Source organism: Sphingomonas sp. ASY06-1R (genome assembly GCF_052180265.1).
Lineage (GTDB): Bacteria > Pseudomonadota > Alphaproteobacteria > Sphingomonadales > Sphingomonadaceae > Sphingomonas_I.
The window spans coordinates 2,363,684-2,380,218 of record NZ_CP197464.1 but is presented as its reverse complement, the minus strand read 5'-3'; the positions used below and the strand labels follow the sequence as shown (position 1 = coordinate 2,380,218).

Below are 16,535 nucleotides of genomic sequence, written 5' to 3'. Positions count from 1 at the left end.
CGAAAGACCGACGAGTCCCGGCAATGATGGCGCGGCGTGGACGTAAGGGAACCGGTTCCGCATATTTGCGGGCGCCGCGACCGTTGAGAACAAAGTTCAGGAGAGGCCGTCGTGACCAATTTGCCGAAATTCATGCTGTTGGCGGGAAGCGCAATGCTCATCTGTGCGCCAGCCTATGCGCAAGAGGCCGCTCCCCAGGCGCCGGATGCGCCCGCCGCCACCACGCCGGCCGAGCCTGCTGCAGCGCCTGCCGGCGCGGACGGCTCCGCGTTGGAAGAGATCGTGGTCACCGGCAATACCTCCGGCAAGCGGACATTGTTCAACTCCTCGTCAAACGTAACGCTCGCCAGCAGCGCCGATCTGCAGCGCAAGGCGCCGCGCTCGGTCGCGGAGACGCTGGAACTGGTACCCGGCATCTATGTCGAAGGCACGGCCGGCCCGGCTTCGAACAATTATTCGGTGCGTGGCCTGCGCGGCGGTGCGCAGACGTTCATCCAGATCGAGCAGGACGGCATGCCGATCCTGTATGGCGGCGGCGGCGCCGATTTCTATTTCCAGCAGGATCTGTCGGTCGATCGCATGGAAGCGGTCGAAGGCGGCACGTCCGGCATCCTGTCCCCAAATGGTGCTGGCGCGACGATCAACTTCATCTCGGCCAAGCCCAGTTTCGACAAGCTCGTCGTCGCGGCGCGGGTCCAGGGTACGACCTACAATGACTATCGCGGCGACGCCTATGTTTCGGCGCCGCTCACCGATCGCCTCGCCTTCAATCTGAGCGGCTATTATTGGTCGCAAAAGGGCCAGCGCAAATCGCCGTTCCGTTACAACAGCTACCAGATCAAGGGCGCGCTCGAGCAGAAGCTGGGCGACGATGGCTTCATCCGCGTCAGCTATCAGCGCCGCGACGAGAAGGACCCCTATTACGCCGACATGCCGTTCGCGGTCAGCTCCAGCGGCAAGATCAGCAGCATCCCCGGCCTGAACCTCAAGCGCGACAATGTGCTGGGCGAAGGCTTCGAGCGGATCGACGTACCGGTTTCGTCGTTCACCGGCAGGACGCTGCGTACCTTCCGCGGCGATCGCGGTATCCACACGACCTCCAACACCTATCGCATCGATATCGAGAAGCCGGTGACCGAAGGGCTGACCTTGTTCGGCCATGCGCGCTATCTCGACGGCAAATATGACTTTAACGGCATCTTCCCCGGCAGCGGCTCCGGCACGGCGGGCCTCGCTTCTGCCGCCACGTATCTGAACGAGGGCACCTCGCCGGTTAAGGATGTGCTGGCTTCGGGCCGCAGCACCTTTGCCGGCACGACCCAATTCGGTTTGCGCGACACGCTGACGGGGCAGATCATCCCGGGCTCCGATACGGCGACGCTCAACGGCCTGAACGGCAACGGGTTGCTCCAGCAGACCGTGCTCAACCATCAGACGCTCGCGACCAAGGATTTCGGCAGCGATGTCGGCCTGCGCTGGGATGCGCATGGCGGCAACCTCGATAACTCGCTCACGGTCGGCGCGATGTTCTACAATGTGCGCCGGAAGAATGATCAGTCGGCGGTTGCCACGCTGATCAACGGCGTGTCGAACAATTCGCACATCTACGATCTGGTCGCGCTGAATGGATCGGGCGCGGTGCTCGGTCAGCTCACCAACAACGGCATGTTGAGCTATGGCAATTGGGGCCAGGGCCTCTTCAACGATCGCGTCAACAGCTATTCCACCTACTTTAACGACGAATTGAAGATCGGCGACAAGCTGCACATCGACTTCGGCGTGCGGCATGAATGGCAGGATGTATCGGTCAACATCGGCAATACGGTCATCCCCAACCAAGGTGTGTTGCCAGGAACGCCAGGATTGGCGGGGGATGTCGGCAGCACGTTCGACGGCACCTATACCCATCTTGAAAGCAGCTATGAGGATACGGCCTATACCGCCGGCATCAATTACGAGCTGACCCGCAACGTCTCGCTCTATGTGCGCGGCGCGCGCGGCTTCCAGACCAATGGCGGCGATACGGGCGGTACGCACGCGCCGACCGATCTGACGCTGTACGAAGGCGGCGTCCGCTTCCAGACGCGGGGCATCTCGGCATCGGTGGTCGGCTTCCGCACCATCTTCAAGAACCAGTCCTACCAGTTCATCAATCCGGACAATCCGGCGGTGGCGGGCAATGCGCTGGCTAACAACAAGACCAACGGTATCCAGGTCGATGCGACCTTCAAGCCGGTCAGCTTCTTCAGCCTTGATGTGACCGGCGTCTATCAGGATCCGAAGCTCAACAATCTGCGTTTCGATGGCGTCACGCAGCCGGGCTATGAGGGCAATACGCCTGAGCGTACGCCCAAGAAGTTGCTGACCGTCACGCCGTCTTTCGTTCTCCCGAACGGCCTGGGTGAGGTGTACGGGCGCTGGAAATATATCGGCAAGGTGTTCGCCGATTCCGGCAACGGCATCGCACTGCCAAGCTATAACGTCTTCTCGATCGGTGCGAACGTCAACGTGACGCCGCAGATCGCGGTCGGCATCAGCGTCGACAATTTGACGAACGCAAAGGGCTTTACCGAGGGTAATCCGCGGCAGGGCCAGACCCAGCAGATCGTTGATGGTTTCTTCTATGGCCGCGCAATTGCCGGCCGTAACGCCTTGGCAACGGTCACGTTCAGGATGTGACCCCGCTCGGCGGCCGGTGCTTATGCCCGGCCGCTGATTGATCTAAAGGAAGGGTTATGACGGCGCGCCATATTCTTGCGGGCGTGGGGCTGCTTGCCCTCGCAATTCCGGCATTGGCCGCCGGCGGGGGCATGCGCACAGCGGCGCACCGCGAAGGGCTCAACCTCAACAGCTTTGTGCAACAGGGGCCGGTGGCGGCGCATGTCGTGCTGCGGTCGGGCAATGACCCGCGACTGATCGTCGCCTTCCCGGCGGGCAATAGCGGCGTCGGCTTATGGTTCGCGCATCTGCCCCAGGGTGCCGAATGGTCGCTGCCGGTGGCACCGTCGCCCGTCTCGACGGTCGATGCGAAGGGCCGCGCACTGCATGGCGTGCGGTTCAGCGCCACGATCCGCGCGCGCCGGCTCGATGTGAAGCAGGCGGTGCTGTCCAGCGTGCGGGTGCTGCGGGACTATCAAGGGCTCGGCACGGCTCCGGCCGAAGTGCTGACCAAGGCGCGCGTGCAGGGCAACCAGCTCGATTGGGTGCGCGACCGGTTGGATGGTGCGGCCGGCTATCGACTGACGGTGACGGTCCAGCGTGGTATTGTGAAGGGTGGCCACATCGAGGCGGGCAGCGACGGCACGATTGCCTTGGGTGTGACTGCGCTCACGGGGGAGGTTCCGCTTACGCCGTATCGTCAGGCCGATCTGTTGACCCGCGCGGCAGCCTCAGATCCGGGCGCACGTACCGCGCTCAACTTCCTAAGTTATCACGAAAAGCTGATGGCGGGATCGTGGCGGTTCAACACCTATTTCGGTCGCGATACGTTGATGTCGGTCCGGCTGCTGATGCCGGCGCTCCAGCCCCAGGCGGTCGAGACCGGGCTGCGTTCTGTGCTCGTGCGGCTCTCGCCCGACGGCAATGTCGCGCATGAGGAGGATATCGGCGAATTCGCGATCCTCGATCATATGAAAGCCGGTGAGGGCAAGAGCTCCGCGCCGGTTTACAATTACAACATGATCGACAGTCCCTTCTTGCTTGCTCCCGTGGCGAGTGCTTGGATGCTCGATGATCCGCGCGGCCGGGCGCGTGCGGGGCAGTTCCTTGCGCAGCAGATCGACGGCACGACCCTGGGTGCGGCGCTGATGCGCAATATCCGTTTTGTCGCAGGCGAGGCTGCCGCCTTCGGCGCCGCCCCGCGCTGGAATAATCTTATTGCCTTGAAGCCGGGGATGGACGCGGGCGAGTGGCGCGACAGCAATCAGGGGCTGGGCGGCGGCCGCTATCCTTACGACGTGAATGCCGTGCTGGTGCCCGCCGCTCTGGATGCGGCCGATGCGTTGGCCCGCGCTGGATTGCTCAAACCCTATATGCGGGCTGAGGACGCGGCGCTGATGGCGGATCTGCGGCGCACCGCGACGGTGTGGCGGGCCAACGCGCCCGCGCTCTTCCTGCAGTCGGTCGATGCCACCGAGGCGCGAAAAGCGATCACAGCCTATGCGGCCAAGATGGGCGTTCCCGCCGCGCCCGCTTTGGCCGCAGCCGGCAACGCGCCGACCCGATATCATGCGATCGCGCTGGATGCCGACGGCAAACCGGTCCCGATCGTCAATTCGGACGAAGGCTTCGCTCTTCTGTTTGCCCAGCCCGATGCGCGGCAGCTGGATATCGCGGCCGAGACGATCGAACGACCGTTCCCGGCGGGATTGATGACGGGTGCAGGCATGCTCGTCGCCAATCCTGTGTTCGCCGCCGCCGCGCAGCAAGGCCGGTTTGGGCCCGATGCCTATCATGGCACCGTGATCTGGTCGTGGCATCAGGCGTTGGCCGCGGCGGGCCTTGCACGGCAACTCGAACGGCGCGATCTGCCGGCGGACACTTGCCGCCGGCTGCTGTCTGCTCGCGATGCCTTGTGGCGCGGGATTGAAGCAACACGGGCGGTGCAGAGCTCGGAACTCTGGTCGTGGCGCTATGCGGATGGCGGCTATCGCGTCATGGCATTCGGGGCCGGGGCCGGCGACGCAGACGAATCCAACGCGGCGCAACTTTGGAGCACGGTGTTCCTCGCGCTGAAACGCCCTGCGCCGGGCGCGCCATCCTGCCGATGAGCGCACCGCCGATCCGCAGGATCGTTATTCTGGGCGGTGGCACCGCGGGGTGGATGACCGCAGCCGCCTTGTCGAAAACGCTCGCCAACATAAGCGTGGCGATCGACCTCGTGGAATCCGATGCGATCGGTACGATCGGTGTCGGCGAGGCGACGATCCCCACGATCCACTGGTTCAACCAGCTGGTCGGCATCGATGAAGCCGAATTCATGGCTGCGACCAAGGCGACCTATAAGCTCGGGATCGAGTTTCACGGCTGGCAGGGCGACGGCAGCGCCTATTTCCACCCCTTCGGCACCTATGGCGGCCCCGGCGACGCCGCCATGTTCCCCCATCGCCTGATCCGCGCGTGGAACAGCGGACTGGAAGCCTCGCCAGAGACCTATTCGCTGACCTCGCAGCTCGCCCGGGCACGGCGTTTCACGCGTCCTGTCGGCGATCCGCGCTCCTTGTTGTCGACGCTGGGCTATGCCTATCATTTCGACGCGGGCCTTTATGCGGCGTTTCTGCGCGGCCAGGCCGAGGGGCGGGGCGTGCGCCGCCATGAAGGCCGGGTCACCGCAATCGCGCAGGATGGCGCGAACGGATTCATCCGCAGCCTGACAACCGACAAGGGCGTCAGGCTCGAGGGCGATCTTTTCATCGATTGTTCGGGCCTGCGCGGGCTGCTGATCGCTGAGACGATGCAAACGGGGTTCGAATCCTGGACCGATTGGCTGCCCTGCGACGCCGCCTGGGCCGCGCCCACGCCTGCCGAACCGCAGGCAACGCCGTTCACCCGCGCTTATGCGCAGGAGGCAGGCTGGCGCTGGCGGATCCCGCTGCAGCATCGGGTGGGAAATGGCTATGTTTTCTCCAGCCAATTCCAATCGCCCGAGGCAGCACGGGAGACGTTGCTTAGCGCCATCGGGGCACCGAGCGCGGAGCCACGGCTGATCCGCTTCACGCCGGGCCGGCGTCGGCGTGCCTGGGTCGGTAATGTCGTCGCCATTGGCCTGTCCTCCGGTTTCCTGGAGCCGCTGGAATCGACCAGCATCCACCTGATCCAGACCGGGATCGGCAAGCTGTTATCCCTGTTCCCCCGCGCGGATTGCTCGCCCCAGCTCGCCGAACAATATGATCGCGTCTTCACGCGCGAGATGGAGGATGTGCGTGACTTCCTCGTCCTTCATTATCATTTCACCCAGGGGCGTTCCGAGTCCTTATGGCGCCACTGCCAGACGACGGCGCTGCCCGACACGCTCGCCTACAAGGTCGATCAATTCCGGGCCTCCGGCCGGATCATGCTCGGCCCCGAAGATCTGTTCCGCGACGCCAGCTGGTTTGCCGTCATGAGCGGACAGGGGATCCGCGCCGACGATTATAATCCGATGCTCGATGCGATGCCCGAAGCGGCCAATCGCCAGCATCTGGAGGCCGTGCGCAATGCCATCGCGCAATCGGTGGCGCAGATTCCCAAACTCGCCTGATCGACCGCCTTTAGGGAATGAGCCGGTCGGCGCGCAGCTGCGCGAACAGATCGAAGAAGGCGTCATCGGTCGCCTGATAGCGCAGGAAGCCGAGCCGGCGACTCTTGGACATGTCGGTAATCACCTCGATCGGGCGGCCGAGATCCGCGTCGGTGTGCCAGGGGGAGGCAAGGCGCGACAGATCGGGCTCGGCCAGCCCTTCGCGCCGTGCAATCTCCCGCCACAGCGCACCATCCTCCGCCATCTGCTCCTCGAGCGGGCGAATGGTCCCATCGAACGGAGCAGCCGTCACGCCGAACCAGTCGGCAATCTGCTGCCACATCCAGCTCCAGCGGAAGACGTCGCCATTGACGATATTGAACGCTTCGTTGGCTGCGCCGGGCGTGGTCGCCGCCCACAGCAATTGGTGGGCGAGCTGGCGCGCGTCGGTCATGTCGGTCAGGCCGTCCCACTGCGCGGCCGATCCCGGAAAGGTGAAAGGGCGCCCGGTCTCGCGGCACAATGTGGCATAGACCGCCAGGGTGGTGCCCATGTTCATGGCATTGCCCACCGCCTTGCCGATCACGGTATGCGGCCGGTGGACGCTCCAGCTGAAGCCGTCGCGCGCGGCCGCCCGGAAGACCTCATCCTCCTGCGCATAATAGAAATTGTCGATGTCGAGCCGGCCCTGTTCCTCCCGGAACGGCGTCTGCGGCAACGCGCCTTTGCCATAGGCTTCGAACGGCCCGAGATAATGTTTCAGCCCCGTCACCAGCGCGACATGGCGCCGGCCCGTGCGCGTCGGCAGCGCGTCGAGCAGATTGCGCACCATTGCCGAATTGACGCGAATATTCTCGCGCTCGCTATCCTGGCGCAACCAGGTGGTGATGAAAACCGCGTCGGGGCGGACGTCGCGCAAGGCGGCCGCGGTTGCGACTCCATCCTGTAAGTCGGCCGCAACCGGAAGCACGCCTTGCTGGTCGGTTGGTCGACGGGCGAGCCCGTGCACGGTCCAACCCTGTTCGACCAGCAGGCTGGCCGTGGCACTGCCGACAATTCCGCTCGCGCCAACCACCAATGCCGTTCGGGCCATATACCGGATCCTAATGCTGTCGCGACGCGTCAGAGACGGCGGGTCGCCACGCTAACAAGGCGTGGGCACAGCTTCCGTTCCCCCAAAAGGGAGCGGGATGCGATCATAGGATGTCTTGGCGGGACGTGCGGTCCGCGATGGCGGACCGCTGTCCGTCGCGATCAGAACGGAACGTCGTCGTCCAGATCGCTGTCGAACGCTGCCGGACGGCCGCCCGAAGGTGCGCCGCCGCCACTATTGCCGGCATAGCTCGAGTTGAAATCGCTGCCGCCATCGTCGTCCCAGCCGCCGCTGCGGCCGCCGCCTTCGCCGTCGCGCTTGTCGAGCAGCACCAAAGTCGCATTGAAACCCTGCAACACGATCTCGGTCGAATAACGATCGGCGCCGGACTGGTCCTGCCACTTACGCGTCTGCAGCGCGCCTTCCAGATAGACCTTGCTGCCCTTGCGCAGATATTTTTCGGCGACGTTGGCCAGGCCTTCGCTGAAGACCTTCACCGTATGCCACTCGGTCTTTTCCTTGCGTTCGCCGCTATTGCGATCCTTCCAGCTTTCGGACGTGGCGATCCGCAACTCGACCACCTTGCCACCATTCTGGAAGCTACGCGATTCCGGGTCGCGGCCGAGGTTCCCGACGAGGATCACTTTGTTGACGCTGCCGGCCATTCTTCTCTCCGCTCGTAAATGCTGAGCGCGCCTATTAGAGCCCGAGGGCGGTCGCGGTCCAGAAGGTAATGCCGGCTGCGCACCAGGCAAGCACGAACAGATAGGCCAAAGTGAAGGACGGCCACAGCCAGCCGTTGGTCTCGCGCCGGATCACCGCGATGGTCGACAAACATTGCGGGGCGAACACGAACCAGGCGAGAAAGGCGAGGGCGGTGGGCAGTGACCAGGAGCCGCGCAGCCGCTGCGCCAGCCGCTGCTGGCCCTGTTTCTCATCGTCGCCCCCGTCGATCGAATAGACGGTCTGCAAGGCGGACACCGCGACTTCGCGCGCAGCCATGGCCGGGATGATCGCCAGCGCCATCGCATGGTTGAAGCCGATTGGGCGTACGATCGGCTCCAGCCCCGAAGCGATCCGCCCGGCAATCGAATATTCGCTCTGCTTGATGCCGCTGCCGGGCGGGGCCTTGGGATAAGAGGTCAGCAGCCACAGACCGGCCGTCACCGCCAGGATGACCGTACCCGCACGGCGCAGGAAGATCAGCGCGCGCTGCCAGAGACCGATCGCGACGTCGCGCCACACCGGCATCTGATATTTGGGCAGTTCCATCATGAAGCCGCCCGTGCCGCTCTTGCTGATCGTCCGCTTCAGGACGGCCGCGACCACCATCGCACCGGCAATGCCGGTAATATACAGGCAGAACAGGACCAGGCCCTGCAGGCCGATGCCGGGGCCGACGGTCCGCGCCGGGATGAACGCACCGATGATGACCGCATAGACCGGCAGCCGTGCGGAGCAGGTCATCAGCGGTGCAATCAGGATGGTGGTCAGCCGGTCGCGTGGATCGTCGATCGATCGCGTCGCCATGATGCCCGGAATGGCGCAGGCAAAGGAGGACAGAAGCGGGATGAAGGCGCGGCCGGACAGGCCCACGCCCGCCATGATCCTGTCCATCAGGAAGGCGGCGCGCACCATATAGCCCGACGCTTCCAGGATTAGGATGAAGACGAACAGGATCAGGATCTGCGGCAGGAAAGCGACGACCGAACCCACCCCGTTGATCACGCCTTCCACCAGCAGGGACCGGATGAACCCGTCGGGCAGCGTGGCGACCGTTGTGTCGGCCAGCCAGGCCTGACCCGATGCCAGCCACTCGATCGGGGCCTGGCTCCACGAAAAGACCGCCTGGAACATCACGAACATCAGGACAGCCAGCAGGATCGGGCCGATCACCGGATGGAGCGCGACCCGATCGAGTCGCTCGGTCCAGCCGCCATCGCTGCGCCGCTGCACCGTCACCGCCGCAGCGATACGGCGCGATTCCCGTTGCAGCGTCGGCATGTCGTCGCCGCGCTCGGTCGCGAAGGCGGGTTTACCGCCGCCCACGACGGCGCGTCCCAGGGCCTCGCGCAGATCGTCCAGCCCGCGCTTGCGCACCGCCACCGTCGGCACGACCGGCACGCCGAGTTCGGCCGACAGGCGCGCAATGTCGATTTCCAGGCCGTCCCGCTCCGCCATGTCGATCATGTTGAGCGCGACGACGGTCGGCAGGCCCAGAGCAACCAGTTGCAGGACGAAGCGCAGGTGATTGTCCAGATTGGTGGCGTCGACGACCACCACCAGCGCGGATGGCGTACGCTCGCCCGCCTGCTTTCCGAACAGGACGTCGCGCGTCACCTGTTCGTCCGGGCTCTGCGGATCGAGGCTGTACGTGCCTGGAAGATCTACCAATTCCAAAGGCCGTCCATCGTCGAGCGCCATGCGCCCGACCTTTCGCTCCACCGTCACGCCCGGATAATTGCCGACCTTCTGGCGCGCACCGGTAAGCGCGTTGAACAAGGCGGATTTACCGGCATTGGGATTGCCGACCAGCGCGACCATGGGGGAGGGGTTCAAGACGCTACCTTAACTGTGAAGGACAGTCCGAGATGCGGCCCCCGCCGCCCGTCGCTCATGCCGGTTCGACGATGACGGACGCGGCGACGGTACGGCGCAACGCGACGATCATGCGGCCGACCCGGCAGGCGAGCGGACCCTGCATCGCGCCGCGATGGAGCGCTTCGATCGGCACGCCATCGTCGAAGCCAAGCTCGCGCAGGCGGCGTGCCTCACGCGGGGCAAGCCCTTCCCAATCGATCGCTGCGATGCGCGATGCGGTCCGTAACGGAAGCTGATCCAGACGCACGATAAGGCCTTTAGATGTTCGTGCGACTTATTAGCAATAAGCGACGCAGGACACCACCCCCAGCGCAGCCTTTGATTGTAACCAAATTTTCACGAAACTTTGGCCTATGCTGATCCGTTAGACGATCTCAGTACCAGTAGCGTAGCGCACCACGCGGTGTTTGAAGATCCGGCCCAGCGGCCCTGTCTCCGTTCAATCACCGACGTGGTGTCTTTTCCTGACCCTTTGACCGGCGCGAACGATCACCCCATCGTCGGGATCACGAACGCATCGTTGGCGCGTGCGCCCTCGGCGGCGCCAGCTGCCGATCCGTCCGGCCAACGCTGCGTGACAGTCTTGATCTTGGTCCAGAAACGGACGCCCTCCATGCCATGCTGGTTGGTGTCCCCGAACGCGCTACGCTTCCAGCCGCCGAACGTATGATAGGCGACCGGCACCGGGATCGGCACGTTGATGCCGACCATGCCGACATTCACGCGCGCCGCAAATTCGCGCGCGGCATGGCCGTTGCGCGTGAAGATGGCGACGCCATTGCCATATTGGTGGGCGCTCGGCAGGCGCACCGCCTCCTCGAAATCGGCCGCGCGCACGATCTGCAGGACTGGCCCGAAAATCTCTTCCTTATAGGCCTGCATGTCGGGGGTGACCCGATCGAACAATGACGGGCCGATGAAAAAGCCCTGCTCATGCCCTTGCAGCGCAAAGCCGCGGCCATCGACGACCAGCTCCGCACCTTCGTCGACGCCGGTCTGGATCCAGTTCTCGACACGCGCCTTGTGCGCGGCGTTCACCACCGGACCGTAATGCGCGTCGGCGTCGGTCGAGACGCCAACGCGCAACGCATCGATCGCCGGGATCAGCTTTGCCCGCAGCGCGTCGGCGGTCTTTTCACCCACCGGCACCACCACCGGCAGCGCCATGCAGCGTTCGCCGGCCGAGCCGAAGGCGGCGCCCGACAGGTCGGCGACGACTTGGTCCAGATCGGCGTCCGGCATGACGATGCCGTGATTCTTGGCGCCGCCCATCGCCTGGACCCGCTTCCCGGCCTCGACGCCGCGCCGATACACATAATGGGCAATGTCGGACGATCCGACGAAGCTGACCGCGGCGATGGCGGGATGATCGAGGATCGCGTCGACCATTTCCTTGTCGCCATGCACGACTTGCAGGATGCCCTCGGGCAGCCCGGCTTCGCGCATCAGTTCCGCGAGCCGGACCGGCACGCTCGGGTCGCGCTCGCTCGGCTTGAGGATGAAGGCATTGCCCGTCGCGATGGCGACGCCGCTCATCCAGAGCGGGATCATCGCGGGAAAGTTGAACGGCGTGATGCCCGCGCCGATACCCAGCGGCTGGCGCATCGAATAGACGTCGATCCCCGGGCCGGCGCCCTGGGTATATTCGCCCTTCAGGACGTGCGGGATGCCGCAGCAGAATTCGATCACCTCCAGCCCGCGCTGGATGTCCCCCTTGGCGTCGGCGATCACCTTGCCATGTTCGGACGAGAGGAGATGGGCGAGCTCGTCCATATGCGCCTCGACCAGCGCCTTGAAGGTGAACATCACGCGGGCGCGGCGTTGAGGATTCGTGGCGGCCCAGGCCGGCTGCGCGGCCTGCGCGGCCGCCACCGCCGCATCCAGGTCGGTCTGCGTACCAAGCCGGACACGCGCTTGCACCATGCCCGTATTCGGATCGAACACGTCGCTTTCGCGACCGGCGCCGTCGCCGGAATGGCCGGCGATGAAATGATCGATCACACGCATCTTATCTCTCCTCAACGCGGCGCTTCTCGGCCTTTGTCAAAGCATTGCCAAGGCACGCCATGATCCGGTCATCGCGCGATTGCCGCTCCTTATCGGCGGCCGGCACGCAGGGCGGCATCACTCGCCAATTTGTCCGCGCGTTCATTCTCGGGATGGCCGGCATGGCCTTTGACCCATTCCCATTTGATCTTGTGCGGCGCCGCTGCGGCGATCAGTTCCTGCCACAGATCGGCATTCTTCACCGGCTGCTTGGAGGCGGTGCGCCAGCCGTTGCGCTGCCACCCCGCCAGCCACTTGGTCAGGCCATCCATGACGTAGCGGCTGTCGGTGGAGAGTATGACCTGACACGGCCGCTTCAGTGCCTCGAGCCCCTTTATCGCCGCCGTCATTTCCATCCGGTTATTGGTCGTCAGCGGCTCGCCGCCGGACAATTCCTTCTCCGCGCCGCCGGAGCGGATGACGACGCCCCAGCCGCCCGGGCCCGGATTGCCCTTGCAGGCGCCATCGGTCGCCATCTGCACGGCGGGCATCTCGCTCACAGGCCCAACTCCGCCGGATCGGCATCGCGATAGAAATCGAGCCGGCGCAGGAAGGCGAGCGGGTCCTTGCGCGTCACCAGGGCATCGGCGGCCGTATTGAGCCAGTCCCAGGCGCGCGTGAGCAGGAAGCGCAGGCACGCCCCCCGCGCCAGCGCCGCAAAGGCGGCGCGCTCGTCCGCGGTCAGGCCGAACGCGTCCGTATAACCGCCGATCAGGGCGGCGGCACGATCGGCGTGAAACCCGCTGCCATCATTTTCGAAACACCAGGCCGCATGCGTCACGGCCACGTCCCACGCTCGCACATCGTGGCAGGCAAAATAGAAATCGATCATGCCGGTCACGGCATCGCCGCGCATCAGCACATTGTCGGGAAACAGATCGGCGTGGATGACCGATTTCGGCAATTGGGTGGGCCAGGCCTGATCCAGCCAATCCAGCTCCGCGGCAACGCGCGCGCGCAGCCCCGGTGCGATCCGGTCGAGATCGGCGCCGCACCGTTCGGCGAGCGGGCGCCAATCGTCGGGGCCGAGCGCATTGGCGCGCACGCCCGGAAAGTCGGCCAGCGCCGCGTGCATCCGTCCCAGGGCGGTGCCCGCCGCCCGCGTCTGGGCGGGCGTCGGGTGGCTCACGGAAACACCGGGAAGGAATTCGATCAGGCAGGCCGGGCGGCCGGCGACCTGCTGGATCTGCCGGCCCTCCCGATCCGCGATCGCGCGCGGTACCGGCAGCGTCTTGTCCGCAAGATGATCCAGCAACGCCATGAAGAAGGGCAGGTCCGCACTGTCGACCCGCTTTTCATACAGCGTCAGGATGAACCGGCCGGTCGTGGTGTCGACCAGGTAATTGCTGTTCTCTACCCCCTCGGCGATGCCCTTGGCGGAAACCAGGGCGCCGGCATCATAAAGATCGAGCAAGGCAGACAGCGTCTCTGCCGAAACATGCGTATAAACCGCCATTGTTGGTCAGCTGTCAGGCGGCTTCGAGCGCGCGCGGCAGCTTGAATACCATCGTCTCGACGATCCCGTTCATCTCGCGCTCGGTGATCGTGAAATGGTCGCCCAACCGCTCGACCAACTCCCGCACCAGCAATTCGGGCGCCGAAGCACCGGCACTGATGCCCAGCGTGCGGACCCCGTCCAGCCAGGCCAGATCCAGGCTGGCGGCACTTTCGATCAATTGCGCACGAATACCGGCACGCAGCGCCACCTCGACCAGGCGGACCGAATTGGACGAATTGGGCGCGCCGATCACCAGCATGGCGTCGCACGCTTCGGCGATATCCTTCACCGCCGTCTGGCGGTTGGACGTCGCGTAACAAATATCCTCGCCGCGTGGCCCCTGAATGGACGGGAAGCGCCGCTTGAGCGTCGCGACCACCTGCGCCGTGTCATCCACCGACAGGGTCGTTTGCGTCAGGAAGGCGAGATTGTCCGGGTCCGCCGGTGCGATCGCCTCGGCGTCCTCGTTGGTCTCGACCAGGGTCATCGTGCCCGGCGGGACCTGGCCCAGCGTGCCGACAACCTCGGGATGGCCGCGATGCCCGATGAACAGAATATGCCGTCCGGCGACCACATGCCGTTCGGCCTGACGATGAACCTTCGACACCAACGGGCACGTGGCGTCGATATAATCCAGCCCGCGCTCGGCCGCCTTGTGGGGAACGGCCTTGGGCACGCCATGCGCCGAAAAGACCACCGGCACGCCATCCGGAACGTCGTCCAGTTCCTCCACGAAGATCGCGCCCTTGGCGCGCAACGCGTCCACGACATGGCGATTGTGCACGATTTCATGCCGGACATAGACCGGCGCGCCATATTTCTCGATCGACAATTCGACGATACGAATGGCGCGATCGACGCCAGCGCAAAAGCCGCGCGGTGCCGCGATCAAAAGGTCGAGGGGGGGCTTGTTCGGGGAAGTAGCGGGGGTTCCGTCCATCGCATCGCCTTTAAGGCATAGCTTGCCCCGGCGAAAGCCGCTTCCTATGAGTGCCGCCTTCAATCTCGATCCGCTAGGATGTCCGCTTGATCCGTCGCCTGCTTCCCGCTCTTGCCCTGCTGCCGGTTCTTGCGAGCTGCGCGAAGGAGGATGATTTCGACGTCAGCGGCGGCTTGAACGTCGTACGCTCCACCTGTCCCGCGGTCGCGATCCCGGCATATACCGGCGATATCAGTATCTTCAGCCCCGAACAGAGCCGCGACGCCCGCGCGCTGGATGTTACCGCGACCATCACCGATCTGCGCACCAGCTGCGATCAGACCGGCGACATCGTGCATACCAAGGTAACGTTCGACGTGGTGGCGCGCCGCGCCAGCCCGCACGGTGCGCGCGATCTGGTATTGCCCTATTTCTCAACCGTGATGCGTGGCGGCACGACCATCATGTCGAAGCAGCAGAGCCAGGTGCTGATCCATTTTGCCGATGGACAGGTCCGGGCGACGGGCACCGCCGGCGCGGGGGCCGACATCCAAAAATCGCTCTCAACCTTGCCCGAAGTCGCGCAGCAGCGGCTGCGCCGCAAGCGCAAGGCGACCGACGCCGATGCCTCGATCGATCCGCTTGCCGATCCCAAGATCAAGGCCGCGATAAATCAGGCCAATTTCGAATTGCTGATCGGCTTCCAGCTGACCGACAACCAGCTGGCCTATAACGCCACCCGGTAAGATCGGCGCCCGGACCCCCTTTTAAGGGGGAACAGGCCGGAACCTTAGGTCGGCAGGACCGGCGGTTCGCCGGCAAGCGCACGTGCCAGTTGCGGCTGATCCAGCTGCCCTTCCCAGCGCGCCACCACGACGGTCGCGACGGCGTTGCCGATGAAGTTGGTCAGGCTTCGGCACTCGCTCATGAAGCGGTCGACCCCCAGGATCAGCGCCATGCCCGCCACCGGCACGGCCGGTACGATCAGCAAGGTCGCCGCCAGCGTGACGAAGCCGGCGCCGGTCACGCCCGCTGCGCCCTTTGACGACAGCATCGCAACGCCCAGCAGGAGCAGTTGCTGCCCGAGCGACAAATGGATGCCGCAGGCCTGGGCGATGAACAGCGCCGCCAGCGTCATATAGATATTGGTTCCGTCCAGATTGAAGCTGTAGCCGGTCGGCACGACCAGCCCGACGACGGATCGCGCGCAGCCGGCGCGCTCCATCTTCTCGATCAGGCTCGGCAAGGCCGCCTCGGAAGACGAGGTGCCCAGCACCAGCAGCAATTCCGGCGTCAGATAGCGGATCAGCTTGATGATGGAGAAGCCGGCGAACCATGCAACCGCGCCCAGAACCACCAGAACGAACAGCAGGGATGTGAGGTAGAAGGTCGCGACCAGCCCCGCGAGACTGGCCAGCACACCAATGCCATATTCGCCGACGGTGAAGGCCATCGCCCCGAACGCGCCGATCGGCGCCGCCTTCATCAGGATGGCGACCAGCCGGAAGACGATCGCTTCGGCCGATTCGATCACGGTCAGCACCGGCGTCGCTTTGTCGCCCACCAGCGTGATCGCGATGCCGGTCAGGATCGCGACGAACAGGACCTGCAGGATCTCGCCTTCGGCCAGCGCGCTGAACAGGGTTTGCGGAATGATCGCCAGGATAAAGCCGATCAGGCTTTGGTGATGCGCCCGCGCGACATAATCGGCGGTTTTGGCCGGATCCAGTGTCGCCGGATCGATATGCATGCCCGCGCCCGGCTGGATCAGGTTGGCGACGATCAGGCCCAGGATAAGCGCAAATGTCGACATTGTCAGGAAATAAGCGAAGGCTTTCAGCACGATCCGGCCGAGCGCGCCCAGGTGGCGCAAATGGGCGATGCCGCCGACGATCGACAGGAAGATCACCGGGGCGATGATCATTCGTACCAGCTTGATGAAGCCATCGCCGAGCGGCTTCAACTGCGCCCCGAACGTCGGCCAAAACTGCCCCACAAGGATGCCGAGAAGGATCGCGATCAGCACCTGCACATAGATATGCCGCCAGAAAGGCTGGCGCGTCGTCTCATGTGCATTCACTTCGGCCATCGCCAGACTTCCCCTTGTGTCTTTGCCGCACAGGAAGGGCAGGGGCGGTCGCTGTCAATCGCCCGCGCCACG

The 16,535-nt window shown here is 64.6% G+C and carries 13 protein-coding genes; 4 read left to right on the top strand and 9 right to left on the bottom strand.

Features of this window, described 5'->3' with window-relative positions; all coding sequences use genetic code 11:
- Positions 1-111 precede the first annotated feature (111 nt).
- The 3 genes from ACSBM8_RS11510 to ACSBM8_RS11500 are packed head-to-tail and all read left to right on the top strand — an operon-like array spanning position 112 to position 6,238.
- Positions 112-2,679: a TonB-dependent receptor domain-containing protein gene (locus ACSBM8_RS11510; RefSeq protein ID WP_442678161.1), complete on the top strand. Its 2,568-nt coding sequence runs from the start codon at positions 112-114 to the stop codon at positions 2,677-2,679.
- Between the two features lie 56 nt (positions 2,680-2,735).
- Positions 2,736-4,769, top strand: coding sequence for a hypothetical protein (locus ACSBM8_RS11505; RefSeq protein ID WP_442678160.1), 2,034 nt, complete (start codon positions 2,736-2,738; stop codon positions 4,767-4,769).
- Positions 4,766-6,238: a tryptophan halogenase family protein gene (locus ACSBM8_RS11500; RefSeq protein ID WP_442678159.1), complete on the top strand. Its 1,473-nt coding sequence runs from the start codon at positions 4,766-4,768 to the stop codon at positions 6,236-6,238. The genes ACSBM8_RS11505 and ACSBM8_RS11500 overlap by 4 nt, the downstream gene beginning before the upstream one ends.
- A gap of 10 nt (positions 6,239-6,248) precedes the next feature.
- Here ACSBM8_RS11500 and ACSBM8_RS11495 read toward each other — a convergent pair whose 3' ends face one another.
- The 8 genes from ACSBM8_RS11495 to ispH all read right to left on the bottom strand — a co-directional run bounded on the left by ACSBM8_RS11495 (position 6,249) and on the right by ispH (position 14,395).
- A complete protein-coding gene (locus ACSBM8_RS11495) occupies positions 6,249-7,310 on the bottom strand; it encodes an SDR family oxidoreductase (RefSeq protein WP_442678158.1) in 1,062 nt (353 codons plus the stop codon).
- Positions 7,311-7,471: 161 nt separating this feature from the next.
- Entirely contained in the window at positions 7,472-7,975 is a 504-nt protein-coding gene (gene ssb / locus ACSBM8_RS11490; RefSeq protein ID WP_442678157.1) for a single-stranded DNA-binding protein, read from the bottom strand.
- A gap of 34 nt (positions 7,976-8,009) precedes the next feature.
- A complete protein-coding gene (gene feoB, locus ACSBM8_RS11485; RefSeq protein ID WP_442678156.1) occupies positions 8,010-9,869 on the bottom strand; it encodes a ferrous iron transporter B in 1,860 nt (619 codons plus the stop codon).
- Between the two features lie 55 nt (positions 9,870-9,924).
- On the bottom strand, positions 9,925-10,158 hold the full coding sequence (locus ACSBM8_RS11480) for a FeoA family protein (RefSeq protein WP_442678155.1): 234 nt from the start codon (positions 10,156-10,158) through the stop codon (positions 9,925-9,927).
- Positions 10,159-10,400: 242 nt separating this feature from the next.
- On the bottom strand, positions 10,401-11,918 hold the full coding sequence (locus ACSBM8_RS11475; RefSeq protein WP_442678154.1) for a CoA-acylating methylmalonate-semialdehyde dehydrogenase: 1,518 nt from the start codon (positions 11,916-11,918) through the stop codon (positions 10,401-10,403).
- Positions 11,919-12,007: 89 nt separating this feature from the next.
- Positions 12,008-12,448, bottom strand: a complete 441-nt coding sequence (gene rnhA / locus ACSBM8_RS11470) for a ribonuclease HI (protein ID WP_442681572.1) — start codon at positions 12,446-12,448, stop codon at positions 12,008-12,010.
- A 5-nt stretch (positions 12,449-12,453) separates the two neighbouring features.
- Positions 12,454-13,413, bottom strand: coding sequence for a homoserine kinase (gene thrB / locus ACSBM8_RS11465; protein WP_442678153.1), 960 nt, complete (start codon positions 13,411-13,413; stop codon positions 12,454-12,456).
- Between the two features lie 13 nt (positions 13,414-13,426).
- On the bottom strand, positions 13,427-14,395 hold the full coding sequence (gene ispH / locus ACSBM8_RS11460; RefSeq protein ID WP_442678152.1) for a 4-hydroxy-3-methylbut-2-enyl diphosphate reductase: 969 nt from the start codon (positions 14,393-14,395) through the stop codon (positions 13,427-13,429).
- Positions 14,396-14,481: 86 nt separating this feature from the next.
- On the opposite strand from ispH, the gene ACSBM8_RS11455 reads away from it, so the two are divergent.
- Positions 14,482-15,120, top strand: coding sequence for a hypothetical protein (locus ACSBM8_RS11455; protein WP_442678151.1), 639 nt, complete (start codon positions 14,482-14,484; stop codon positions 15,118-15,120).
- Positions 15,121-15,164: 44 nt separating this feature from the next.
- Here the strand turns inward: ACSBM8_RS11455 and ACSBM8_RS11450 are convergent, their stop codons facing one another.
- On the bottom strand, positions 15,165-16,463 hold the full coding sequence (locus ACSBM8_RS11450) for a dicarboxylate/amino acid:cation symporter (protein WP_442678150.1): 1,299 nt from the start codon (positions 16,461-16,463) through the stop codon (positions 15,165-15,167).
- Positions 16,464-16,535: the final 72 nt, after the last annotated feature.